Annotated in this window: 18 protein-coding genes; 5 read left to right on the top strand and 13 right to left on the bottom strand. The window is 71.7% G+C overall.

The genetic code is table 11. From position 1 onward, the window contains the following. Positions 1-3: 3 nt before the first annotated feature. From ACFY1P_RS13845 to ACFY1P_RS13855, 3 genes are all read right to left on the bottom strand, one after another. The gene (locus ACFY1P_RS13845; protein ID WP_390750719.1) at positions 4-4,272 is read right to left on the bottom strand and encodes a DUF6531 domain-containing protein; all 4,269 of its coding nucleotides are present in this window, start codon (positions 4,270-4,272) and stop codon (positions 4-6) included. Continuing rightward, positions 4,269-4,640 carry a hypothetical protein gene (locus ACFY1P_RS13850; protein WP_361522825.1) on the bottom strand — a complete coding sequence of 124 codons (372 nt, stop codon included), beginning with the start codon at positions 4,638-4,640 and terminating at the stop codon, positions 4,269-4,271. The genes ACFY1P_RS13845 and ACFY1P_RS13850 overlap by 4 nt, the downstream gene beginning before the upstream one ends. A 261-nt stretch (positions 4,641-4,901) precedes the next feature. Next, positions 4,902-5,444 (bottom strand): hypothetical protein, encoded by a 543-nt coding sequence (locus ACFY1P_RS13855; RefSeq protein WP_361522828.1) that lies wholly within the window; start codon positions 5,442-5,444, stop codon positions 4,902-4,904. Positions 5,445-5,709: 265 nt separating this feature from the next. On the opposite strand from ACFY1P_RS13855, the gene ACFY1P_RS13860 reads away from it, so the two are divergent. After that, on the top strand, positions 5,710-6,909 hold the full coding sequence (locus ACFY1P_RS13860) for a DUF1266 domain-containing protein (protein ID WP_390750720.1): 1,200 nt from the start codon (positions 5,710-5,712) through the stop codon (positions 6,907-6,909). Between the two features lie 31 nt (positions 6,910-6,940). Here ACFY1P_RS13860 and ACFY1P_RS13865 read toward each other — a convergent pair whose 3' ends face one another. The 4 genes from ACFY1P_RS13865 to hrcA form a co-directional block, all read right to left on the bottom strand. Further along, entirely contained in the window at positions 6,941-7,693 is a 753-nt protein-coding gene (locus ACFY1P_RS13865; protein WP_361522834.1) for a 16S rRNA (uracil(1498)-N(3))-methyltransferase, read from the bottom strand. Next, a complete protein-coding gene (locus ACFY1P_RS13870) occupies positions 7,690-8,829 on the bottom strand; it encodes a nitronate monooxygenase (protein ID WP_361522837.1) in 1,140 nt (379 codons plus the stop codon). The genes ACFY1P_RS13865 and ACFY1P_RS13870 overlap by 4 nt, the downstream gene beginning before the upstream one ends. Before the next feature lie 400 nt (positions 8,830-9,229). After that, positions 9,230-10,369, bottom strand: coding sequence for a molecular chaperone DnaJ (dnaJ, locus tag ACFY1P_RS13875; RefSeq protein WP_361522840.1), 1,140 nt, complete (start codon positions 10,367-10,369; stop codon positions 9,230-9,232). Further along, on the bottom strand, positions 10,370-11,386 hold the full coding sequence (gene hrcA, locus ACFY1P_RS13880; RefSeq protein ID WP_116211761.1) for a heat-inducible transcriptional repressor HrcA: 1,017 nt from the start codon (positions 11,384-11,386) through the stop codon (positions 10,370-10,372). It lies immediately after the preceding gene. Between the two features lie 257 nt (positions 11,387-11,643). Between hrcA and ACFY1P_RS13885 the strand changes: the two genes are divergently transcribed. Then, on the top strand, positions 11,644-12,312 hold the full coding sequence (locus tag ACFY1P_RS13885) for an MBL fold metallo-hydrolase (protein ID WP_390750721.1): 669 nt from the start codon (positions 11,644-11,646) through the stop codon (positions 12,310-12,312). Between the two features lie 41 nt (positions 12,313-12,353). Continuing rightward, a complete protein-coding gene (locus tag ACFY1P_RS13890; protein WP_361522848.1) occupies positions 12,354-13,184 on the top strand; it encodes a DUF3097 domain-containing protein in 831 nt (276 codons plus the stop codon). Here ACFY1P_RS13890 and ACFY1P_RS13895 read toward each other — a convergent pair. From ACFY1P_RS13895 to lepA, 4 genes are all read right to left on the bottom strand, one after another. Next, on the bottom strand, positions 13,181-13,747 hold the full coding sequence (locus ACFY1P_RS13895) for a Uma2 family endonuclease (RefSeq protein ID WP_361522850.1): 567 nt from the start codon (positions 13,745-13,747) through the stop codon (positions 13,181-13,183). The two genes, ACFY1P_RS13890 and ACFY1P_RS13895, sit on opposite strands and share 4 nt — an antisense overlap. Positions 13,748-13,847: 100 nt before the next feature. Beyond that, on the bottom strand, positions 13,848-15,080 hold the full coding sequence (hemW, locus tag ACFY1P_RS13900; RefSeq protein ID WP_390750722.1) for a radical SAM family heme chaperone HemW: 1,233 nt from the start codon (positions 15,078-15,080) through the stop codon (positions 13,848-13,850). A gap of 56 nt (positions 15,081-15,136) precedes the next feature. Continuing rightward, entirely contained in the window at positions 15,137-17,026 is a 1,890-nt protein-coding gene (locus ACFY1P_RS13905; RefSeq protein ID WP_390750723.1) for an AMP-dependent synthetase/ligase, read from the bottom strand. A 239-nt stretch (positions 17,027-17,265) separates the two neighbouring features. Further along, positions 17,266-19,131: a translation elongation factor 4 gene (lepA, locus tag ACFY1P_RS13910; protein ID WP_361522857.1), complete on the bottom strand. Its 1,866-nt coding sequence runs from the start codon at positions 19,129-19,131 to the stop codon at positions 17,266-17,268. Between the two features lie 205 nt (positions 19,132-19,336). Here lepA and rpsT point away from each other — a divergent pair, with 205 nt between their 5' ends. After that, entirely contained in the window at positions 19,337-19,603 is a 267-nt protein-coding gene (gene rpsT / locus ACFY1P_RS13915; protein WP_361522860.1) for a 30S ribosomal protein S20, read from the top strand. A gap of 326 nt (positions 19,604-19,929) precedes the next feature. Here the strand turns inward: rpsT and holA are convergent, their stop codons facing one another. Then, complete coding sequence (gene holA, locus ACFY1P_RS13920) at positions 19,930-20,916, bottom strand: DNA polymerase III subunit delta (RefSeq protein WP_390750724.1); 987 nt, start codon at positions 20,914-20,916, stop codon at positions 19,930-19,932. Between the two features lie 147 nt (positions 20,917-21,063). Here holA and ACFY1P_RS13925 point away from each other — a divergent pair, with 147 nt between their 5' ends. Next, positions 21,064-21,291 (top strand): hypothetical protein, encoded by a 228-nt coding sequence (locus tag ACFY1P_RS13925; protein WP_390750793.1) that lies wholly within the window; start codon positions 21,064-21,066, stop codon positions 21,289-21,291. 74 nt (positions 21,292-21,365) lie between these two features. Here ACFY1P_RS13925 and ACFY1P_RS13930 read toward each other — a convergent pair whose 3' ends face one another. Next, on the bottom strand, positions 21,366-23,768 hold the full coding sequence (locus ACFY1P_RS13930) for a ComEC/Rec2 family competence protein (protein WP_390750725.1): 2,403 nt from the start codon (positions 23,766-23,768) through the stop codon (positions 21,366-21,368). Between the last annotated feature and the right edge of the window lie 147 nt (positions 23,769-23,915).

The raw sequence follows: 23,915 nt of genomic DNA on the forward strand, positions 1-23,915 counted from the left end.
AACTCAGTCTCCCTTCCAGCCCGTAATGTCCGAGCCCATTGGATATGCATTGCGGTAGCCCGCGCTTTGCTTGCCAATTCTAGCTTGCACTGCCTCGCCCCAAGTAGTGGGCGTGGCCTTCTTGGTGTTGAACCTTCCACTCTCAATGACATCCGCTGGGAGCGGGTCGTCAAAGCTGCGAACCCGGGCCTGGATGGGCGTATCGGTATACCGCGCCGCCAACACGCGGGTGTTGTCGATGGAGGTCAACCTCCCATCCGGCATCCGCACGACGTCGATCGGGTCGCCCTTCCACCCCTTCGTCCCCATGCTCTTGATTATTTCATCAGCTTCAGTGACGGAATTCTGACTAAACCTTACCGAGGTGGGTGTCAATTCCGATACACCATAAGGCGCCAGCCCGAGCGGATCACCGACCACATGCGGATTTGCTACGTATGCATGGTGATTGGGATCGGGTTCGAGACCAAGAGGGTCAGGGGCTGTATACCGCGCCACCTCCGGGTCGTAATACCGGAAGTAGTTGCAGTTCAGCCCCGTTTCCGTATCGCGATACTGCCCCGGAAACCCCAACGGGAAATCCAGCCCATCCCCCCGCGGTGACGGCAAGCTCGTCCCCCACAGAGACGTCCGCCGCTGCCACGCCAACTCGCCCGACGGCGTGACCAATTCCGTCGGCGTTCCCACCGCGTCCGTGACGATCGCGTGGAACGTCGGGGCCAGGTCCTCCGCGAAATCCAGGATCGTGGACGCACGAGCCGCCCGCCTCGTCGTTTGGGTCAGGGGGCGATGCGTGCCCGGGGCGTAGTCCCATGTGGTGGTGCGGCCCCCCGGAGTCGTCTGTTCCGAGAGCCTCGTGCCGTCCCACGCGAAGACCGTTTCACCGGCCGACTCGCACCGCTTCGATATCCGGCGGCCCAGCGCGTCGTACGCGTACTCCCACCGGTCACCCTCCGGCGTCTCCGCCGCCCTCAGGCGGTCCTCCGCGTCCCACTCGAACGTCCACGTGCGCGTGCGGCCGTTCAGAAGGCGGCGTGACCTGCGGGTCAAGCGGCCCTGCGCGTCGTGTTCGTACGTCGTGCGGCCCGCCCTGCGGATGAGCGTGCCCTCGAAATCGCGGGCGCCCGGCGCCTCGTGGGCCGGGGCCTTGGCGTAGGTGAGGTTGCCGACGGAGTCGTACGCGTACGTCTCCTTCCAGCCGTGGGCGTTCACTGCGGTGACCCGGCCCGTGCGGTCCAGGTCGAAACGACGCGTGCCCGAGGTGAGTTCGCGGATCTCCGTGAGGTAGCCGTCCTCGCGGTACGCGAACGTGCGGTGCTGGAGGATGCGGGCGGCCGGGCCCGTGATCACCTGGGACGTCAGGCGGTCGGTCGTGTCCCACTCCTGCGTGAGCACGGCCGCGTCGCCCAGGCGCCGCTCCGTCTCCCGGCCCGCCGCGTCGTAGGCGAAGGTGAGTGTGCCGCCGTCGCCGCGCAGTTCCACGGGCCGGCCCGCCGGGTCGTACGTCCATTCCGAGGTGGCGCCGGACGGGGTGACGCGCCGGGTGCGGCGGCCCAGGGCGTCGTACGCGTAAGAAGTCGTGCGGCCGTTGACCGTCTCGGACAGCACGCGGCCGAGCGCGTCGCGTTCGAGGACGACCTCCGCGTCGGGGTTGACGGCCCGCACCAGGCCGCCCGACGCGTCGTACACGAAGGTCGCGGCGCCCTGCTCCACCACGCGCCCCAGCGCGTCCCGCGCGAAGTGGAGCGTCTCGCCCGCGCCGTTCGTGCGGGCCACGAGCCCGCCCGCCACGTCGTGTTCGTACGTCAGCGTGCGGCCGTTGAAGTCCGTCTCCGAGGCGAGCCGGCCCGCTTCGTCATAGGCGTACGACCAGGTCAGACCCTGCGGATTCGTCACGCCCGTGAGCCGCAGCTCCGTGTCGTAGGCGAAGGCGTACGTCGTGCCGTCGGGGTCCGTGCGGGACGCCGGGAGGTCGAAGTGACCCGTGATGTGGCGGGTCGTGTTGCCCGCCTGGTCGGTGTGGCTGAGGAGGTTGCCCTCGCCGTCCCAGGTCCACGTCTCGTGCGTGCCGTCCGCGTGCTCGCGCCTGCTCGGCTTGCCCTCCGGCGTCCAGACGGTGCGGGTCGTGTGCCCCAGCGGATCCGTCGCCTCGGTGATGCGGCCGAAACCGTCGCGCTTGACGGTGGTGGTGTGCCCGAGGGGGTCGGTGACGGCGACCGGCAGCCCGGCCGCGTTACAGGTGACGCGGCGGGCGTGGCCGAGGGCGTCGGTGACGGTGGCCAGGTGGCCGGACTCGTCGTAGCCGTAACGGGTTTCCGCGCCGAGGGGATCCGTGGTGGCGAGGAGGTTGCCGCGCTCGTCGTACGCGTGGCGCCACACCGCGCCGCCGGGCTCGGTGACCTCGGTCGGCAGGCCGTGGGCGTTGTGGACGGCCGCGCCCGTGGTGCCGTCGGGGAGCGTGACCCGGGTGAGGTTTCCGGCCTCGTCGTACGCGTAGCGCGTCGTGCGGCCCAGCGGGTCGGTGACGGCGAGGGGCTGCTCGCCCCTCGGCTCCCACTCCGTGCGGGTCGTGTGGCCGAGCGGGTCGGTCTCCTCGATCACGCGGAAGTCGGCGTTGTGCCGGTACGTGCTCTGCCGACCGAGCGAGTCGGTGACGGTCGTGACGCGGTTCTCGTCGTCGTAGGCGAGGCTGCCGGAGAGGAAGCCGTCGGTGCCTTCCGTGCGCACGACCCGGCCGCGCGCGTCGTAGTGATAGCCGTACGACATGCCGTTGCGGTCGGTCCAGGAGGTGATCCTGCCCTCGGCGTCGTAGGTGAACCGCAGTGGTTTTCCACTGGAGTTGGTGACGTCTGTCAGGTTTCCCGCGTCGTCGTAGCCGTAGCGGACCAGGACCGTGCCCCGGCCGGGCGCACCCGGCGGGTCGTACGGCGAGGGCGCCTCGTCCAGCAGGCGCAGGGCGGTGACGCGCGCGCCGTCGGTGTCGACGGCGAGGTAGTAGCCGCCGGAGTGCCGGAGGGCGGTGGGGACGCCGGTCGCGGTGCGCTCGATATCGATCCGCGCGCCGTTGCGGTCGGACAGCTCGGTCAGCGGCAGCTGGACCGCGCCGGGGACGTCAGTGGGGGCGAGCCCGCCGAAGGTCCGTACGACGCCGGTGGCAGGATCGACGACGGTCATGACGCCGTCGGGTATGCCGTCCCAGGTCAGCGGCCAGCGCGGCCCCTTGGCCGGCAGGACGGGCTCGCCCGGCGTGGGCACGGGGTAGACCAGGCGCATGCCGTCGGCGGCGGCGTAGACCACGCCGTCGGCGTCGAGCTGGACCCGCTCGTCGAGCGTCGAGGCCCAGGTCGGGCCGAACCAGCCGCCCGCGCGGTACGTGGACAGATGGGTGCGCTCGACGGCCAGCGGGAGCGCGCCGGGCAGGGTGACGTCCGTCTGCGGCAGCAGCATGGCGCCGGTGGCGACGTCGATCGGGTCGCCGACGCACTTGAGGCTTTCCGTGGAGCGGGCGGCGGCCGCCTCTTCGTCGATCAGATTGGGGCGGGCGCCCCGGAGGAGGAAGTTCCGGCCGGCGTTGCCGATCTCCACGCTGTTGCGCGCCATGCCGCCGAGGCCGCCGAACAGGCCGCCGTAGAGCATGCCGTCCTTGGCGGCGTTGTTGACCTCGTCCAGGCTCACGCCGTGCTGCAGCCCGGCGCTGATCTTCATCGGCTGGGCGACGGCCAGGTCGACGGTGACGGACTCGACGCCCGCGAAGGCGGCCATGACGAGGGTCGTCGCGGCGACCTCGGCGACCACGGTGGAGATGGCGACGCCCACGGCGGTGCCGAGCTCGATGACCGCCGTGGCCGCGGCCGCCGACGCCGCCGTCGAGAGGCCGGCGGTGAGCCAGGCCAGGCCGACGCCCGCCAGGATGACACCGGCCTCGATGCCGATCTTGGTCCACAGCTTGTCGACGGCGTCGTCGATGGCGTGGGCCAGCTTCTCCAGCGCCTTGGCCAGCTCGCGGGCGGCCTTGGGGATGTCGGTCAGCCAGCCCTTGTCCCCCTTGCCCGCGTAGCGGGACCAGAAGGTCTCGAAGGCGTCGATCGCCTCACCCTTGTTGTTGTGGATGAGCGTCTGGGCGGCGTTGTTGACGGGCGTGCGAACCTTGTCGACGCTGTCGGCGAAGGCGTTCCAGGCGTCGGCGGCCTTGCGCAGCTTGCCCGGGTCGCCGTCGGGCCACTTCAGGCCCAGCTTCTCGAGGACGTGCTTGGCCTCGTCGGCGACGCTCACTTCGCGCCCTTGGCGTGGGGGTCGGTGGCCGCGACGCCCTTCTTGGTGAACATCCCGGCGACCAGCTCGTCGTTGTCGACGTGGCCGTCCGACATGTCGGTGAGCGCTTCGTGGATGCTGACCAGGCCGAGGACGAGGGTGCCGGTCGCGCTCTCGATCGCCTTCTGCTGAGGGCTGTAGAAGCCTTCGAACTCCTTGCCCGCGTCGTCCTCGCCCCACGGCTTGCCGAGCCCGTCGAGCGTCTTGACGAGCGTGGTGAGCGCCTCGCTCAGGTGCTTGCTCTGCTCGTGGAAGACCGGTGCCGCCGACTTCAGGTCCGCCGTCTTGATGTCCAGGACCTTGCCGTCGCCGCTCGGGCTCGCGCCCATCGCTAGCCTCCCCCACCGGTATGCGCCGCCATCGGTACGCGACGCCATCGGCCGAGGGATGACGCTCGCTCAGCGTCACATAATCGCACGTTGATTCGGGTGGGGGTGGTGGGCACGCGGTGGCACCGGCCTTCTCACGCCTTCCCGGGCGCGGGCCTCGGCCGGGAATCCCGGGCCCTGGCCTCAGGTCCGGAATCTCAGGCGTCGGCCTCAGGCCGGACCTCAGGCCGGGACCTCAGGCCGGGACCTCAGGCCGGGACCTCACTCGAGGCCGAGGTCCGACAGAGCGGTGGTCCAGTTCTTGGCGATCGCGCCGCGCGCCGCGTCGAGAGTGACCTCGCCGCCGCAGACCGCGGTCTTGAGCCGGTTCTCGACGGTGTCCTTGCTCTGCGCGGGCTCATCGCCGAAACGGGGCTCGGGCCAGAGGTTCTTGGGGTCCTTCGGGGCGCCGCCGAGTTCGAGGGGGACGAGGTGGTCCTCCTCGTAGTCCGCGGTGCTGGTGTCGCTGTAGCCGTACTCCGCGATCTGCTTGATCTTCAGCGGCGTGGTGTACGAGACGGGCGGGCGCACGGTCTTCGTCCAGCCCGGCACGCATATCGTCGAGCCGATCGTGTCCTGCGTGACGTCCGGGTTGTACGCGCCGGGCTGGCAGTTCGCGTCGGGCAGCGGCAGGTAGGACTGGCTGCACGAGGCGGCGAGGCCCGCGGTGTGCGGCGCGGCGTGGGCGGTGCCGGCGGCGAGGACGCCGCTGACGGCGAGCGCCAGCGACGCCGAGGCGGCGGCGAGTCTGTACGGAGAGCGCATGGGGGGCTCCTCCACAAGGAGGCCCGGCCGATCCGGGCTGTTGTGGGCATGACACCACTCAAGGTGTCTATGCGGGTAGAGCCACGAGGTGAACATGTGATGACCAGCGGCTTTTCTTAACCCCCTCATGGGGGACGCTTGCCCGAGCCTGGGAAAACTCTTGGGAGTTACGGACTTCTCGGGTCGAAATTCGTCCGGAAGTCGTGGCGGAGAACAGCGCCGCCCTCGCCGTACGCCACGGGGAGACCGTCGGTAGAGTCAACCGGTGACAGCTTCCCCCCGGCCGCGCGCGGCGGCCTCGACCCGCACCTGGCGGCCCGCCACGGAGATCGAGCGGGCCCTGCGAGAAGCGGCCGGCAACCACGACCGGACCGGCTATCTGCGTCTCCTCGCGACGGCGGACCTGTTCCACTACGTCCCGAAGGAACACGTGGACAGCGGCCGCCGCGCGTACGTCCCCGCCGACGACATCCAGGGAACCTGGTGCCTCGTCATGCGGACCGCGGGCGAACGGCTCCCCCGGCGCGCCCGGTTCGTCGTCGCCCGCACCTCGCTGGCGGAACTGGCGGAGACCTGGCCCGGCCGCCGCTACTCCTTGCACGTGAACCCGGGCACGCCGGCCTTCATGCGCCTGACCGCGGGCGTCCTGGACCGGCGCCGGTGGAGAACCATCGCGAGGGAGGAGACCGCGAAGCTCCCCGCCGGCACCCGCCCCACCCGCCTGCTCACCACACAGGCGGGCCCGCGCACGGGCCAGCTCGCCCACGCGCTGGCCTGTGGCGCGCACCTGTCCGTCGCCAACGGCGTGCTGTGGAACGAAGTGGGCGACGTCTACGACGACTACGCCCAGGAAGTCAGCCTCCTGCGGGAGTCGTGGGGCACGGTCACCGCCCAGGACTGGCAGAAGCAGATGGACGCGCTGCTGGCCGGACGCAACAGCCCGCCGGAACCCGAATTCACCCTCGACATCCGCCAGGAGCTCGCGAGGGCGAACTCCGGCACGGTCGACGCGGACCTCTGGCGTCGCGCCTGCACCGCCGTACTCACCGACATGGACGCGCCGGCCGAGGCGAACGCGGTGGTCCAGGAGCTGATAGGCCGCATCCTGCGCTACGAGTCCCGCTTCCGCGCCGACGGCCTCCTGCCACCGGACGGCGTCGTCCGCAGCGCCGTCGGCTACGACTACGGCCGCGCGGTCAGCTTCGCCCGCTGGGGCCTGAGCGCCCGCCTCTGCCCCGCCGAGACGGCGGAGTCATCGATCCTGCGCGCGGGCGAACTGTGCCGCGAGGCGTACGACTCCTGGGAGGACTTCTCCGCCGGTTACGCCCTGGGACGCGTGCTCCGGTTCGACACGGAGGAATTCGGCGAGTGGTACGCGCAGGCACTCGATCCCCACCGCATCCTGCTGTCGGAACCGCGAAGCCCTTGGCGGACGATTCCTTGGGGGATGACTTCTGCGGTCTGAGCGGGCTTGACGAAGTCCGGAGCCGTTCGCCCTACGACCAACGCCCCGTCCGTCCCAGCAGCAGTGCCGTCGCGGCCGTGCCCGCCGTCGAGGTGCGGAGGACGCTCGGGCCCAAGCGGTACGGCTTCGCGCCCGCTTCCGCGAAGGCGGTGAGTTCTTCGGGGGAGACGCCGCCCTCGGGGCCCACCACGAGGACGATGTTGCCCGTGGGAGGGAGTTCGGCCGTGGCGAGCGGGGCGCTGCTGCCCTCCTCGTGGAGGACCGCCGCGAACGCCGCGTCGGCCAGCAGCGTGCAGACCTGCTTGGTCGTCAGCAGGTCGGACACCGGCGGGAAGCGGAGGCGGCGGGACTGCTTGCCCGCCTCGCGGGCCGTGGCGCGCCACTTGCCCAGGGCCTTCGTGCCGCGCTCGCCCTTCCACTGCGTGATGCAGCGCGAGGCCGCCCAGGGGACGATCGCGTCCACGCCCGTCTCGGTCATGGTCTCGACCGCGAGCTCGCCGCGGTCGCCCTTCGGCAGGGCCTGGACGACGGTGATGTGCGGCTCCGGCAGGGGTTCGGCGCGGACCGAGGTGACGGCGACGTCGAGACGGTCCTTGCCCTCGACGGCGGCCACGGTGCCGAACGCGCCCGTGCCCGCGCCGTCCGTCAGCACGATCTCCTCGCCCACGCGCAGCCGCCGCACGGAGACGGCGTGCCGCCCCTCGGGGCCGCCGAGCGGGAAGACCGTACCGGGGAAGACGCCCGTGAGGGCATCCTCCTCGACCAGGAAGACCGGCGCTGTCATGACTCGCTCCCTCGCATTTCACGTCCCCCCGGTCCTGCCCCCGCGTCCCCGCCGCCCGCCAACGCGGCCCGTGCCGCGTCCAGTTCGGCGGTGAGCACCTCGACCAGCCGCGCGGCCGGAAGCTCACGGGCCAGCCGGTGGCCCTGCCCTGCCCACAGGTTGAGGCCCTGCGGGTCACCCGCCGCCGCGGCCGCCTTGCGCAGCCCCGCCGTCAGGTAGTGCACCTGGGGATAGGCGGCGGGAGCGTACGGGCCGTGCTCACGGATGAAACGGTTCACCAGGCCCCGGGCCGGGCGGCCGGAGAAGGCGCGGGTGAGTTCGGTGCCGACGAACAGCGGGTCGGTCAGGGCCTGCTTGTGCACGGTGTGCGCGCCCGACTCGGGGCACACCAGGAACGCGGTGCCCAGCTGCGCGGCGCTCGCGCCCGCGGCGAGCACGGCGGCTATCTGGGCGCCGCGCATCAGGCCGCCCGCGGCGATCATGGGGATGCGTACGGCCTCGCGGACCTCGGCCAGCAGCGCCAGCAGGCCGACGCCCGCGCCCGCGCCGTCCAGGTGCGGGTCGTCGCGGTGGGTGCCCTGGTGGCCGCCCGCCTCGACGCCCTGGACGCAGACCGCGTCCGCGCCCGCCAGCTCGGCGGCCCGCGCCTCGGCGGCGGTGGTGACGGTGACGACGGTGACCGTACCGGCCTTGGCCAGTGCTTCCAGGGCGGCGGCGGACGGGCAGCCGAAGGTGAAGGAGACCAGCGGGACGGGGTCGTCGAGGAGGATCGCGAGCTTCGCCTCGTAGGCGTCGTCGCTGCCCTGGCACCAGTCGCCGAGCGGCGTCTCGTACCAGGTGGCCTCGCCCGCGAGCTGCTCGGCGTAGACCTCGACGGCGGCCGGGTCGGCGGCGGGGGGCTGCGGCATGAACAGGTTCACGCCGAAGGGTGCGGCCGTGCACGCGCGGAGCTGCTTGATCTCCTCGTACATCGCGGCCGGGGTCTTGTAGCCCGCCGCCAGCGATCCGAGGCCACCGGCCTCGCAGACGGCGGCGGCGAGCGGCGGGCCGGAGGCGCCGCCGGCCATGGGGGCTTGCACGATGGGGTGCCGGAGCAGGTCCGTCAGCACGGCGTCACCCCGGGTGTCGATGGCCATGACCACATCGTGTCACACGCGGTGCGCCCCGGCGGGCGGGCTGTCGGCTGAGGTCGGTGGCGCGGGTGGCCCCGGCGGGCGGGCTAACGGCTGAGCTCAGGTGCCGCGGTGGCCCCGGCGGGCGGGCTGCCGGCCGAGCTCAGCTGCCGTCTGCGGCGGGAGCGGCCTGCGGCCGCGTCCTCAAACGCCGGACGGGCTTGAGGGGTTGCGGTCAGTCCGCACCCTCAAACGCCGGACGGGCTTGAAGGGTTGCGGTCAGTCCGCACCCTCAAGCCCGTCCGTACGTGGTTCGCGCCGCCTATCGCCCGTTGAACGCATCCTTCAACCGCGAGAACAACCCCTGCTGCCCCGGCTTACTGTGCCCGCCCGGGGGACAACCCCCGGACCCCCGGCCCAGCGCCTACCGACCGTTGAACGCATCCTTCAACCGCGAGAACAACCCCTGCTGCCCCGGCTTGAACTCGCCCATCGGGCGTTCCTCGCCGCGCAGCTTCGCCAGCTGGCGGAGGAGGTCCTCCTGCTGGGGGTCGAGCTTGTTGGGCGTGATCACCTCGACGTGGACCACGAGGTCACCACGGCCACCGCCCCGCAGGTGCGTGACGCCGCGCTGGTGCAGCGGGATCGACTGGCCGGACTGCGTGCCCGGGCGGATGTCGATCTCCTCGACGCCGTCCAGGGTCTCCAGCGGCACCTTCGTGCCGAGGGCCGCCGCCGTCATCGGGATGGTGACCGTGCAGTGCAGATCGTCGCCGCGCCGCTGGAAGGTCGGGTGCGCCGTCTCGTGGATCTCCACGTAGAGGTCGCCGGCGGGGCCGCCGCCGGGGCCGACCTCGCCCTCGCCCGCCAGCTGGATGCGGGTGCCGTTGTCGACACCGGCCGGGATCTTGACCGTCAGGGTGCGGCGCGACCGGACGCGGCCGTCGCCGGCGCACTCCGGGCACGGGGTCGGCACCACAGTGCCGAAGCCCTGGCACTGCGGGCAGGGCCGCGAGGTCATGACCTGGCCGAGGAAGGACCGGGTGACCTGCGAGACCTCACCGCGGCCGCGGCACATGTCACAGGTCTGCGCGGAGGTGCCGGGGGCCGCGCCCTCGCCGCTGCACGTGGTGCAGACGACGGCGGTGTCGACCTGGATCTCCTTGGTCGTGCCGAACGCGGCCTCGCTGAGGCTGACTTCGAGCCGGATCATGGCGTCCTGGCCACGGCGGGTGCGCGAGCGCGGACCGCGCTGCGACGCCTGGCCGAAGAAGGCGTCCATGATGTCGGAGAAGTTGCCGAAGCCCGCGCCGAAGCCGCCGGCGCCACCCCCGCCGCCGCCGTTCGCGGAGAGCGGGTCGCCACCGAGGTCGTAGACCTGCTTCTTCTGCGGGTCCGAGAGCACCTCGTAAGCGGCGTTGATCTCCTTGAACCGCTCCTGGGTCTTCGGGTCCGGGTTCACATCCGGGTGCAGCTCACGGGCGAGGCGGCGGAATGCCTTCTTGATCTCGTCCTGCGAGGCATCACGCCGTACGCCCAGGACCGCGTAGTAGTCCGTGGCCACTTACGACTCCGCCAGGATCTGTCCGACGTAACGTGCCACTGCGCGTACCGCTCCCATCGTTCCGGGGTAGTCCATGCGGGTCGGTCCGACCACGCCGAGTTTGGCGACTGCCTCGTCGCCCGAACCGTAGCCGACGGCGACGACCGATGTGGAGTTCAGGCCCTCGTGAGCATTCTCATGACCGATTCGCACGGTCATGCCCGAGTCCTTGGCCTCGCCGAGCAGCTTGAGCAGCACCACCTGCTCCTCCAACGCCTCCAGCACCGGCCGGATCGTCAGAGGGAAGTCGTGCCCGAAGCGGGTGAGATTGGCGGTGCCGCCGATCATCAGCCGCTCCTCGGTCTCCTCGACCAGGGTCTCCAGCAGGGTCGCGAGGACCGTGGAAACGGTTCCTCGGTCCTCCTGCTCGAAGGACTCGGTGAGGTCCTGCACGAGCTGGGGCACATCCGCGAACCGGCGGCCGACGACCCGGCTGTTGAGCCGCGCGCGGAGATCCGCGAGCGAGGTCTCGCCGATCGGCGCCGGGCAGTCGACCATGCGCTGCTCGACCCGGCCGGTGTCCGTGATCAGCACCAGCATCACCCGTGCGGGGGCCAGCGAGAGCAGCTCCACGTGTCGCACGGTCGAGCGGGTCAGCGAGGGATACTGCACCACCGCCACCTGCCGGGTCAGCTGCGCGAGCAGCCGCACCGTACGGCCCACGACGTCGTCGAGGTCGACGGCGCCGTCGAGGAAGTTGTGGATGGCGCGCCGCTCCGGCGTCGACAGGGGCTTGACGCCCGCGAGCTTGTCGACGAAGAGGCGGTAGCCCTTGTCGGTCGGGATGCGGCCGGCGCTCGTGTGCGGCTGGGCGATAAAGCCCTCGTCCTCCAGGGCGGCCATGTCGTTGCGCACGGTCGCCGGGGACACGCCGAGGCGGTGCCGCTCGGTGAGGGCCTTGGAGCCGACGGGCTCCTCGGTCCCCACATAGTCCTGGACGATGGCGCGCAACACTTCGAGCCTGCGTTCGCTCAGCACCGCGCACCTCCAGTCCAGCCGTCTTACGGGGTCCTTCCCTGGCACTCCATGGTCACGAGTGCCAGATCCCTTCAGCCAGTGTACGGCCGTGCACCGCGGCGAGGGCAAGAGCGGTCCCGCCGTGCGCCCGCACACACCGCCGCCGCACGCCCGCCGGGCGGGCAACCGTACCGCGCTCCGGCTAGCGTCCGGGTATGGAGAGCCATGAGGGGACAGCCCGTTGGGAACGGCTCGCGCCAGGGGTCGCGCGTCGCAGAATGCCCGTGTGGGACGCCACGATCGGGGTGATCGCGGGCCCGTCGGCCGTCCTGCTCGTCGATACCGGGGCGACGCTACGCGAGGGCGCGGAGGTCCGGCGGGAGGCGCGGGAGCTCTTCGGCCGTGACGTGACACACATCGCTCTGACGCATCCCCACTTCGACCACGTCTTCGGCACGGCGGCGTTCCCAAAAGCGCGGGTGTACGGCGCGGTGGGGCTCGCCGACGTCCTCGCGCGCGAGCGGGAGGAGCTGGCGCGGGACGCCGTACGGCACGGCGCCGACCCGGCGGCCGCCGCCGAGGCCGCGGACCTGCTCGTACGGCCCGGCCATCCGGTCTCCGGCGAGCTCACGCTCGACCTCGGCGGCGGGCGGCAGGCGCTGCTGGCCAATGTGGGTCCCGGCCACACGGCGCACGACCTGGCCGTGCTGGTGGCCCCTTCGGGCGGGGCGCCGGAGGTCGTCTTCTGCGGTGACCTGGTCGAGGAGTCGGGCGACCCGCAGGCGGGCCCGGACGCGCTGCCCCGGCAGTGGCCGGCGGCGCTGGACCGGCTGCTGGCGCTGGGGGGTGAGGACGCGGTGTACGTCCCGGGGCACGGGGCGGTGGTGGACGCGGCGTTCGTGCGGGAGCAACGTGACGCGCTGGCGGCGCGGTTCAGCGTGTCGTGAGGCGCGGCGCGGCTTCCCGATCTTGATCCACAATGGCCCGCATGCGCAGCAGACAATACGGCCCTGATCTCACCCCTCCGTGGAAGCGTCAGCAGCCCGCGCCCGAGGTGCCCGCCGAGCCGGATCTCGTGGTCGAGGAGGTCGCCACCGGCTTCTGCGGGGCGGTGATCCGCTGCGAGAAGACGGCGCAGGGGCTCACCGTCACCCTGGAGGACCGCTTCGGCAAGCACCGTGTCTTCCCGATGGAGCCGCGCGGCTTCCTGCTGGAGGGGCGCGTGGTGACCCTCGTACGCCCGGCGGCCACGAACGCGCCGCAGGGCCCGGCCCGTACGGCCTCCGGCTCGATCGCCGTCCCGGGGGCGCGGGCGCGCGTGGCGCGCGCCGGGCGCATCTACGTCGAGGGGCGCCACGACGCGGAGCTCGTGGAGCGGGTGTGGGGCGACGACCTGCGGATCGAGGGCGTGGTGGTGGAGTACCTGGAGGGCATCGACGACCTCCCCGCCATCGTCCGCTCCTTCGCACCGGGCCCGGACGCGCGGCTGGGGGTGCTGGTCGACCACTTGGTGCCGGGCTCGAAGGAGTCCCGGATCGCGGCTTCCGTCACGGACGCGAACGTCCTGGTGGTGGGCCATCCGTACATCGACGTGTGGGAGGCGGTGAAGCCGGCGTCGGTGGGTATTGAGGGGTGGCCTCGGGTGCCGCGGGGGGAGGACTGGAAGTCGGGGGTGTGCCGGGCGCTGGGGTGGCCGGTGAACACGGGGGCGGCTTGGCAGCGGATTCTGGGGGCGGTGGGGTCCTACAAGGACCTGGAGCCGTCGCTGCTGGGGCGGGTGGAGGAGTTGATCGATTTTGTGACGGTGCCGACTGCTTAGCGGGCGGTGCCGGGCGAGGTCCGGAATTCCGATGTGTCCAAGGTGACGCCCAGCATGACGAGCGGCACAGGATCGCCGAACTTCGTGGTCCGCGTTGCTGCGTAGTCAGCCTCATCCCCGGCGCCAACCGGCTCAGTGAGCAATACGCACTGGGCAGCGAAGGGGTCGACAATCAGGTAGGCAGGGACCTGCCCTGCCGCGTAAATGGAACGCTTGATCTTGTAGTCGCGGAGAGCGCTGGTCTTGGAGACCACCTCTACCACCAGCGTGGCGGCTGAGGCGGGGACAAGCCGTCCAGGACCCTCGAATGCCCCCTGCTCGACGACCAACAAGTCCGGGACCGGCTCACTGCTCTCGCCCGGGATGGCAAGGTCTTGGGTTTGCAGCGGATACCAACGATCTCGCGGAACCTGGTCCTGGACCGCCAGGACGATCAGGTTGTGGACCAACCCGGGCCCCGCCATCATCACGATTTCCCCCCGCAGAAGCTCGATCTTGTATCCCTCGAAGAGCTCGGGGTGCTCCTGGAATACAGCGATCATTCGTTCATCCACAGCGGTCATCTCCGTGGCCCTCCACATCCGCCGCGTGCTTTTGGCGGCAGCCTATGGAGAGCGTAGGCGGGTGCACAGCGTATGCGCGTCAGTTCACCCGAACTAGTGATCAGTCCACCAGATCCCGCACCACCGCGTCCGCCAGCAACCGCCCCCGCAGCGTCAGCACCGCGCGGCCCGACTCGTACGGCTCTGCCTGGAGGAGCCCGTCCGCCAGCGCCTTCGCCGCTGCCTTCGCCCCCGCGGGGTTGAGCAGATCCAGCGGGCACCCCTCCAGCAGCCGCAGCTCCAGCAGGATGCGTTCCACCCGCCGATCCTCGTCCGGCAGGACCTCGCGGCCCGCGCCCGGGGAGCGGCCCTCGGTGAGGGCCTGCGCGTAGGCGCCCGGGTGCTTGACGTTCCACCACCGCACGCCCCCCACGTGGGAGTGCGCGCCGGGGCCCGCGCCCCACCAGTCGGCGCCGCGCCAGTAGAGCTCGTTGTGGCGGCAGCGCCCGGCCTCGCTGGTGGCCCAGTTGGAGACCTCGTACCAGCTGAAGCCGGCGGCGGTGAGCCGGTCCTCGGCGATCAGATAGCGGTCGGCGTGGACGTCGTCGTCCGTCATGGGGACCTCGCCGCGCCGGATCCGGCGGGCCAGCTGGGTGCCCTCCTCGACGATCAGCGCGTACGCCGAGACGTGGTCGGGGCCCGCGCCGATCGCGGCGTCGAGGGAGGCGCGCCAGTCGTCGTCGGACTCCCCCGGCGTGCCGTAGATGAGGTCGAGGTTGACGTGCTCGAACCCGGCGGCCCGCGCCTCGGCGACGCATGCCTCCGGGCGGCCCGGGGTGTGCGTGCGGTCGAGGATCTTGAGCACGTGCTGGCGGGCGCTCTGCATGCCGAAGGAGATCCGGTTGAAGCCGCCTTCGCGGAGCTCCGCGAGATAGCGGGGGTCGACGGACTCCGGGTTGGCCTCGGTGGTGATCTCCGCGCCCTCCGCGAGCCCGAACTCGTCGCGGATCGCGCCCAGCATCCGTACGAGGTCGGCGGCGGGCAGCAGCGTGGGCGTGCCGCCGCCGACGAAGACGGTCTCCACCGGGCGCGGGTCGTCGCCCAGCACCTTCCGGGCGAGGCGGATCTCCTGGGCGAGCGTCTCGGCGTAGTTGTCGCGGGAGGCCAGGGCTCCGCCGGAGCCGCGCAGCTCGCTCGCGGTGTAGGTGTTGAAGTCGCAGTATCCGCAGCGTGTCGCGCAGTACGGCACGTGCAGATAGAAGCCGAGCGGCCGCTGCCCGGCGCCCTCCAGGGCGTGGTGGGGCAGCGCCCCGTCCTCGGGCACGGTTTCGCCGTCAGGCAGTACGGAAGGCATGGGTCCATTGTCCGGCATCGGCCGCCGGACCCTTGACCTCCGCCCGTCCGCCCGGCTCAGGACTCGCGGGCGCCCGCGTACATCTCCTCGATCAGGTCCTTGTACTGCCGCTCCACGACGGGCCGCTTGAGCTTGAGGCTCGGGGTGAGCTCGCCGTGCTCGACGTCGAGGTCGCGCGGCAGCAGCCGGAACTTCTTGATCGTCTGCCAGCGCTGGAGGCCCTCGTTGAGCCGCTTCACATAGCCGTCGATGAGCTCCTCGGTCTCCTTGGCGGCCACCACTTCGGCGTACGGCTTGCCGCCCAGGCCGTGCTCGGCGGCCCAGACCATGAGGGTGGGCTCGTCCAGGGCGATGAGCGCGGTGCAGAAGTTGCGGTCGGCGCCGTGCACCAGGATGTTCGACACGAACGGGCAGACGGCCTTGAACTGGCCCTCGACCTCGGCGGGCGCGACGTATTTGCCGCCCGATGTCTTGATCAGGTCCTTCTTGCGGTCGGTGATGCGCAGATAGCCGTCCGGGGACAGCTCGCCGATGTCGCCGGTGTGGAACCAGCCGTCGGACTCCAGGACCTCGGTGGTCTTCTCGGGCAGTCCGTGATAGCCGGCCATGACGCCGGGGCCGCGCAGCAGGACCTCGCCGTCGTCGGCGATCCGGACCTCGGTGCCGGGCAGCGGCTTGCCGACGGTGCCGGTGCGGTAGGACTCGCCGGGGTTGACGAAGCTGGCGGCGCTGGTCTCCGTGAGGCCGTAGCCCTCCAGGATGTGGACGCCCGCGCCGGAGAAGAAATAGCCGATCTCGGGGGCGAGCGCGGACGCGCCGGAGACGCAGGCGCGCAGCCGCCCGCCGAACGCCTCGCGGATCTTGGTGTAGACGAGCGCGTCGGCGATCCTGTGCCGGGCGGCGAGCCCGAAGGGGACCGTTCTGCTGCCGGTGCGGCGGAAGTTGTCCTGGGAGACCTTGGCGTACTCGCGGGAGACCTCGGCGGCCCAGTGGAAGATCTTGTACTTGCCGGCGCCGCCCTCGCGCGCCTTGGCCGCGACGCCGTTGTAGACCTTCTCGAAGATGCGCGGCACGGCGGCCATATAGGTGGGCCGGACGACCGCGAGGTTCTCCACTATGCGGTCCACGCGGCCGTCCACGGCGGTGACGTGCCCGGTGCTGATGTGGCTGACGGTGAGCACCTTGCCGAAGACGTGCGCGAGCGGCAGCCACAGATACTGCACGTCGTCGGCGCGCACCAGGCCGGATGCCTGGATGGCACGCGCCATGTACGCCCAGGAGTCGTGGAGCAGCCGGACGCCCTTGGGGCGGCCGGTGGTGCCGGAGGTGTAGATCAAGGTGGCGAGCTGGTCGGCCCGCAGGGCCTTGATCCGGTCCCGCACGGCGTCGGGGTCGGCCTTCAGGCGGGCGGCGCCGCGCCGCTCCAGCTCGGCGAGGGTGAGCACGAAGCCCTCGGGCTCGCCCTCGGCGGGGGCGGCGTCCTCGGCGTCGATCACCACGACGTGGACGAGTCCGGGCAGGTCGGCGCGGTGCTCGCGGACCTTGGCGAGCTGGGCGGCGTCCTCGGCGATCAGCACCCGGCTCTCGGAGTCGGCCAGGATGAAGGCGGTCTCCTCGGCGTTGGTGCTGGGGTAGACCGTGGTGGTGGCGGCACCGGAACAGAGCACTCCGAGGTCCGCGAGGATCCATTCCACCCGGGTGGAGGCGGCGAGCGCCACCCGCTCCTCGGGGCGCACGCCGAGGTCGATCAGCCCGGCGGCGATGGCGAAGACGCGGTCGGCGGCCTCCCGCCAGGTGAGCGAGGCCCAGGCGTCGGGGCGGCTGCCGGAGGGCGAGGGCACCGGATAGCGGTACGCCTCGGCGTCGGGGGTCGCCTCTACGCGTTCGACGAGGATCGTCGCCACGGAGGGCGGACGGTTCTCGATCAAAGCCTGTGTCTCGGTCACGGCGTCCTCCGGGGCCCGATTCGTTGCTGGTGACTCGCGAGTAACCTTCCAAGCAGTGATCAGACTAGAGCCCGTTCGGCCCTTGCGTAAGGGGCTGTGGACGGCTTGTCGAAGCTGTGACCGGCCGGACGGCCGGTCGACGCGCGCACCCGGTTCGAGCTGCGCCTTCCGGTGCACGCGAAGCGCCCGCCCCCACGCGGGGACGGGCGCTCACAGCGTGCCGCTCTTGGTACCGCGGGCTACTTCTTGCCCTTCTCGGCACCGTCGGAGTCCGAGGACAGCACCGCGATGAAGGCCTCCTGGGGGACCTCCACGCTGCCGACCATCTTCATCCGCTTCTTGCCTTCCTTCTGCTTCTCCAGCAGCTTGCGCTTACGGGAGATGTCGCCGCCGTAGCACTTGGCGAGGACGTCCTTGCGGATCGCGCGGACCGTCTCACGGGCGATGACCCGCGAGCCGATGGCGGCCTGGATCGGCACCTCGAAGTTCTGCCGCGGGATGAGCTCGCGCAGCTTGGCGACGAGCCGCACGCCGTACGCGTACGCCTTGTCCTTGTGGGTGATCGCGGAGAACGCGTCGACCTTGTCGCCGTGCAGCAGGATGTCGACCTTGACCAGGCTGGCCTGCTGCTCGCCGGTGGGCTCGTAGTCCAGCGAGGCGTAGCCGCGGGTCTTGGACTTCAGCTGGTCGAAGAAGTCGAAGACGATCTCCGCGAGGGGGAGGGTGTAGCGCAGCTCGACGCGGTCCTCGGAGAGGTAGTCCATGCCCAGCAGCGAGCCGCGGCGGGACTGGCAGAGCTCCATGATCGCGCCGACGAACTCGTTCGGGGCGAGGATGGTGGACTTGACGACCGGCTCGTGCACCTCGGCGATCTTCCCCTCGGGGAACTCGCTCGGGTTGGTGACGATGTGCTCGGTGCCGTCCTCCATGTTGACGCGGTAGACCACGTTGGGGGCGGTCGCGATGAGGTCCAGGCCGAACTCGCGCTCCAGCCGCTCGCGGATCACGTCCAGGTGGAGCAGGCCGAGGAAGCCGACGCGGAAGCCGAAGCCGAGGGCGGCGGAGGTCTCCGGCTCGTAGACCAGCGCGGCGTCGTTGAGCTGGAGCTTGTCCAGGGCCTCGCGCAGCTCCGGGTAGTCCGAGCCGTCCAGCGGATAGAGGCCCGAGAACACCATCGGCTTGGGGTCCTTGTAGCCGCCGAGCGGCTCGGTGGCGCCGTTGGTGAACGAGGTGATCGTGTCACCGACCTTGGACTGCCGGACGTCCTTCACACCGGTGATGATGTAGCCCACCTCGCCGACGCCGAGGCCGTCGGAGGGGGTCATCTCGGGCGAGGAGACGCCGATCTCCAGCAGCTCGTGGGTGGCGCCGGTCGACATCATCTTGATGCGCTCGCGCTTCTTCAGCTCGCCGTCCACGACCCTGACGTAGGTGACCACACCGCGGTAGGAGTCGTAGACCGAGTCGAAGATCATCGCGCGGGCGGGGGCGTCCTTGACGCCGACCGGGGCCGGGACCTCGGCGATGACCTTGTCGAGCAGCGCGTCCACGCCGACGCCGGTCTTCGCGGAGACCTTGAGCACGTCGGAGGGGTCGCAGCCGATGAGGTGCGCCAGCTCGGCGGCGAACTTCTCGGGCTGGGCGGCCGGCAGGTCGATCTTGTTGAGAACCGGGATGATCGTGAGGTCGTTCTCCATCGCCAGGTAGAGGTTGGCGAGGGTCTGCGCCTCGATGCCCTGGGCCGCGTCCACGAGGAGGATGCAGCCCTCGCACGCGGCGAGGGAGCGCGAGACCTCATAGGTGAAGTCGACGTGACCAGGGGTATCGATCATGTTGAGGATGTGAGTGTTGCTCTTGTCCTCGGTGGGGGCCCAGGGCAGCCGGACCGCCTGCGACTTGATCGTGATGCCGCGCTCGCGCTCGATGTCCATCCGGTCGAGGTACTGCGCGCGCATCTGCCGCTGGTCGACCACGCCGGTGAGCTGGAGCATCCGGTCGGCGAGCGTCGACTTGCCGTGGTCGATGTGCGCGATGATGCAGAAGTTGCGGATCAGAGCCGGGTCGGTACGGCTCGGCTCGGGCACGTTGGTAGGGGTCGCGGGCACGCAGGATCCATTCGGTGACTTCGGCGCTTGAACGCCAGTCTCGGCGGGAGTCGGGTATACGACCCCTCCATCGTCCCATGAGCGGCGGGTACGGTCCGGTTTGGGAGCCCGGAGCGCCTGCTGGTAGCCTGGTCCACTGTGCCTCGTGCCCTCTCACGTACGAGTGCGCAACATCGAAATCCAACGAACCTGAAAAGGCTCTTTCGTGGCGAACATCAAGTCCCAGATCAAGCGGAACAAGACCAACGAGAAGGCGCGCCTGCGCAACAAGGCCGTCAAGTCCTCGGTCAAGACCGTTGTCCGCGCGGCCCGCGAGGCGATCGCCGCCGGCGACGCCGCCAAGGCCACCGCCGCCGTCGCCCTGGCCGGCAAGAAGCTGGACAAGGCCGTCAGCAAGGGTGTTCTGCACAAGAACGCCGCTGCCAACAAGAAGTCGGCGCTGGCCAAGCAGGCCGCGGCCATCAAGGCCTGAAGCCTTTCCGGGGCATGAGCCCCGACTCGTCGGCACGGACCCAGCGGACCCTCTCTACCGCTCCGTCCCGGCACCCCGCCGCACTCGGTCGTTCGCCACGCGGGTGCGGCACGAGCCTCAGGGCTCACTGAACGACCCGAAGGCCCCGTGCCCAGCCCTTCCCCGGGCGGGCACGGGGCCTTCGGCTTGCCTGGGGGCGGTTCCGCCGATCGGGGGAGCTGATCGTTGAAGGAGGGCCGTTGAAGGAGGGCCGGTCTCCCGGCCCTCCTTCAACTCAGCTCATTTGGTTCAGCCGCGGCTGCGGGCCGCGCAGGAAGCTCATCGGTTCAGCCGCGGCTGCGGGCCGCGCGGGCCACGGCGACGACCGCCTTCTCCAGGGCGTACTCGGGGTCGTCCCCGCCGCCCTTCACGCCCGCGTCCGCCGCGGCGACGGCCCGCAGCGCGACGGCGACGCCGTCCGCCGACCAGCCCCGCATCTGCTGCCGCACCCGGTCGATCTTCCACGGCGGCATGCCCAGATCCCGGGCCAGGTCGCCCGGGCGCGCGCCCCGCGGCGCGGAGGCGAGCTTGCCGATCGCCCGGACGCCCTGGGCGAGGGCGCTGGTGATCAGCACGGGGGCGACGCCGGTGGACATCGCCCAGCGCAGCGCCTCCAGGGCCTCGGCCGCCCGGCCCTCGACGGCCCGGTCGGCGACGGTGAAGCTGGACGCCTCGGCGCGGCCGGTGTAATAGCGGGCCACGACGGCCTCGTCGATCGTGCCCTCGATGTCGGCGACGAGCTGGGCGCAGGCGCTGGCCAGCTCGCGGAGGTCGCTGCCGATCGCGTCCACCAGGGCCTGGCACGCCTCCGGGGTCGCGGAACGCCCGGTGCCCCGGAATTCGGAGCGCACGAACGCCAGGCGGTCGGCCGGCTTGGTCATCTTCGGGCAGGCGGCCTCGCGGGCCCCGGCCTTGCGGGCCGCGTCGAGCAGGCCCTTGCCCTTGGCGCCGCCCGCGTGCAGCAGGACGAGGGTGATCTCCTCGGCGGGCGCGCCGATATAGCTCTTCACGTCCTTCACCGAGTCCGCCGACAGATCCTGCGCGTTGCGCACGATCACGACCTTGCGCTCGGAGAACAGCGACGGGCTCGTCAGCTCCGCCAGCGTGCCGGGCTGAAGCTGGTCGGAGGTGAGGTCCCGGACATCGGTGTCCGCGTCGGCAGCGCGAGCTGCGGCCACCACCTCGCGCACGGCGCGGTCCAGGAGAAGATCCTCCTGGCCCACGGCGAGCGTGACGGGGGCGAGCATGTCGTCGGTTGCAGTCTTCCTGGCCATTGCGTCCAGCATCCCACGCACCGCTGACACTCCCGCCCGCACGACCGGGCGGGCATACCGCACAATGATCGGGTGAGCAGCGTTTCCCCTTCCTACCCCGCTTCCTCCCCGTCGCCCGCCTTCGACGCGGCCGGCCCCGTACGGCACCTGCTGGTGCTCCCCGACCGCGACGCCGCCGACGAGGCGGCGGACGAGGCCGTCCGGCGCCTCGGCCTGGACGAGGAGCCGCAGGTGGTGCGCGAGGCCCTCGCCGGCGAGGACGACGCCGAGGACGCGCAGTGGCTGGTGGTCCTGGAGGACCCCCGCGGCACCCTCGCCCCCGACGCCCTGCGCGAGATCGCCGAGGAATACGAGGGCTGGCTCGAATCGGAGTGACGCGGGGTCGTCTCGTTTCGGCTCCTCCTCACTCCCTCACTTCGCCAGCACCGTTTCGCCTCCTCCCCACTTCCTCACTTCGCCAGGACCGCCGTGGCATCGCCTGTCACCGCCACCGGCCCGTCCGTGTCCGTGCGCACCACCCTCGCGCCCTGGGCCTGGAGAGCATGAACCGTGCGGGGTGAGGGGTGCCCGTAGCGGTTGCCCGCGCCCACCGAGACGACCGCCAGCCGTGGCCGGAGCCTGCGTATCAGCTGGGGGTCCTGATGGGCCGACCCATGGTGGGCGACCTTGAGGACATCCACCGGGGGCAGGTCGGGCCGGGCCTCCGCCAGGGCCTGCTGGGCCGGTGGTTCGAGGTCACCGAGCAGCAGCAGGGTCAGCCTCGCGCTCCGGACCAGGAGGGTGACGCTCGCGTCGTTGGGCCCGTCCTCCGCCACGCCGGACGCGCCCGGCGGTGGCGGCCAGAGCACCTCCCAGGACAGCTCCCCCAGATGCCGCCGCTCCCCCGGCGCCGCCTCCACGACCGGGACACGCGCCCGCTCCGCCTCCCGGCGTACGAACGCGGCCCTGCCCGGCGGCTGGGCGAACGTCGTCGTCTCGATCGCCCCGACCGTCCGCCCGCGCAGCACTCCGGGCAGACCGTCGACGTGATCCGCGTGGAAATGCGTGAGCAGCAGGAGCGGCACGCGCTCCACGCCCAGGGCACGCAGGCAGCGGTCGACGGCCCGGGGCTCGGGACCGGCGTCCACGACCAGGGCGGTGCCCTCGCCCGCGGCCAGGACCAGCGCGTCTCCTTGCCCCACGTCGCACGCCGCGAACCGCCAGTCGGGTGGCGGCCAGCCGGTGACGACCCGGGTCAGGGGCGCCGGGCGGACGACCGCGACGATCAGGAGCAGTGCGCAGGCCGCGCACACCCAGGGCCGGTGGAACGTCCGGCGGGCGGCGAACACGGCGACCGCCGTCACCGCCACCAGCAGCAGTCCACCGGGCCAGCCGCCCGGCCAGCCGAGCTCGGCGCCGGGCAGGCTCGCGCCCGTACGGGCCACGGCGGCCGCCCAGTCCGCGGGCCAGCCGGCCAGCCACGCGAGCCCTTCCGCGAGGGGTGGGACGACCGGCGCGGCCACCAGGGCGGCGAAGCCGAGGACCGTCGCGGGGGCGACCGCCAGCTCCGCCAGGAGATTGCACGGAACGGCCACCAGGCTCACCCGCGCCGCCATGACCACGATCACCGGCCCGCACACGGCCTGCGCCGCCGCGGCCGCGGCCAGGGCCTCCGCGACGCGGGGCGGGACCCCGCGGCGCCGCAGCCCGTCGCCCCAGCGGGGCGCGAGGGTGAGCAGGGCACCGGTGGCCAGGACCGACAGAAGGAAGCCGTAGCTCCTGGCCAGCCATGGATCCCAGAGCAGGAGCAGCAGCACGGACGCCGCGAGCGCGGGCAGCAGGCTCCGGCGTCTGCCCGTGCCGATGGCCAGCAGCGTGATCAGCCCGCACCCGGCCGCCCGCAGCACGCTCGGCTCCGGGCGGCACACCACCACGAACCCCAGCGCCAGCACCGCGCCCAGCACCGCCGTCAGCCGCAGCGGCAACCCCAACCGGGCTGCCAGCCCGCGTCTTTCGGCCCGCGTGGCGAGGTGCGGCGGGCCGATGAGCACCGCGATCAGGATCGCGAGGTTGCTCCCGGAAACGGCCAGCAGGTGCGTCAGATCCGTGGCCCGGAAGGCGTCTTCGAGGTCGGGCGGAATGCGCGACGTATCGCCCACCACCAGTCCCGGGAGGAGCGCCCGGGCGTCCGGGGACAGTCCGTCCGTGGCGTCACGGAGACCGGCCCGGAGCGCGGCCGCCGTCCGTTGGAGCGTGTCGGGCTGTTCGACGATGTGGGGTGGATCCTGGCCGCCGACGCGTAGGACCGCGGCGATCCTGTCGCCCTGCCGGGCGGGCGGGGCGAGGCGCCCGGCGACCCGGACCTCGGTGGAGGGCAGCAGCCCGAGCCAGGACGGGTGGGCGATCAGCAGGACGGGCGTACGCACGGCCGTCTCTTCGCCCGCGGTGACCAGCCGGGTCGCTTCGCCTTCCACCACGACGGTGGGTGCTTCCGCTGTCTGGGGGCGGGAATGGGCGGCACGCGGGTCACCGGTGACCCTGACGTCGAGGGCCACTTCGGCGTAGCGAGCGGCGAGGGCGGGGACGGGGCCCGCGTGCGCCTCGGCGGTGGCCAGGGCAGCTGTTGTGGCCGCGGCGGTGGCGCAGAGCAGCATCGCCGCGACGGCGGTGACGGTGGCTTTCGCCGTGACTCCGCGCACGGGGAGGGCTGCGGGATCTTTCCCTGGGCCGGGCCCCGCCTGCGTGTCCTTCCACCTGAGGGCCACCAGCGCGACACACGCCACCATCGCACCCACCGCTGCCACCACCGCGACCGCGGTCCCGTCCGTGACCAGTGCCAGGGCCGCGGCCAACCACGCGGCCGCGGCGGGCATCACCAGGCGCAGATCGCTCGGGGGGTCGTCGGGCGGGGGCTCGTCGGGCTGGGGTGCGGCAGGCGGGGGTGCGGCGGGCGGGGGTGCGGCGGGCCAGGGTTCATCGGGCTGGGGTTCATCGGACCGAGGGTCGTCTCGCCGAGGGTC

Origin of the sequence: Streptomyces sp. NPDC001407, from assembly GCF_042895325.1 — a bacterium.
Classification (GTDB): domain Bacteria; phylum Actinomycetota; class Actinomycetes; order Streptomycetales; family Streptomycetaceae; genus Streptomyces.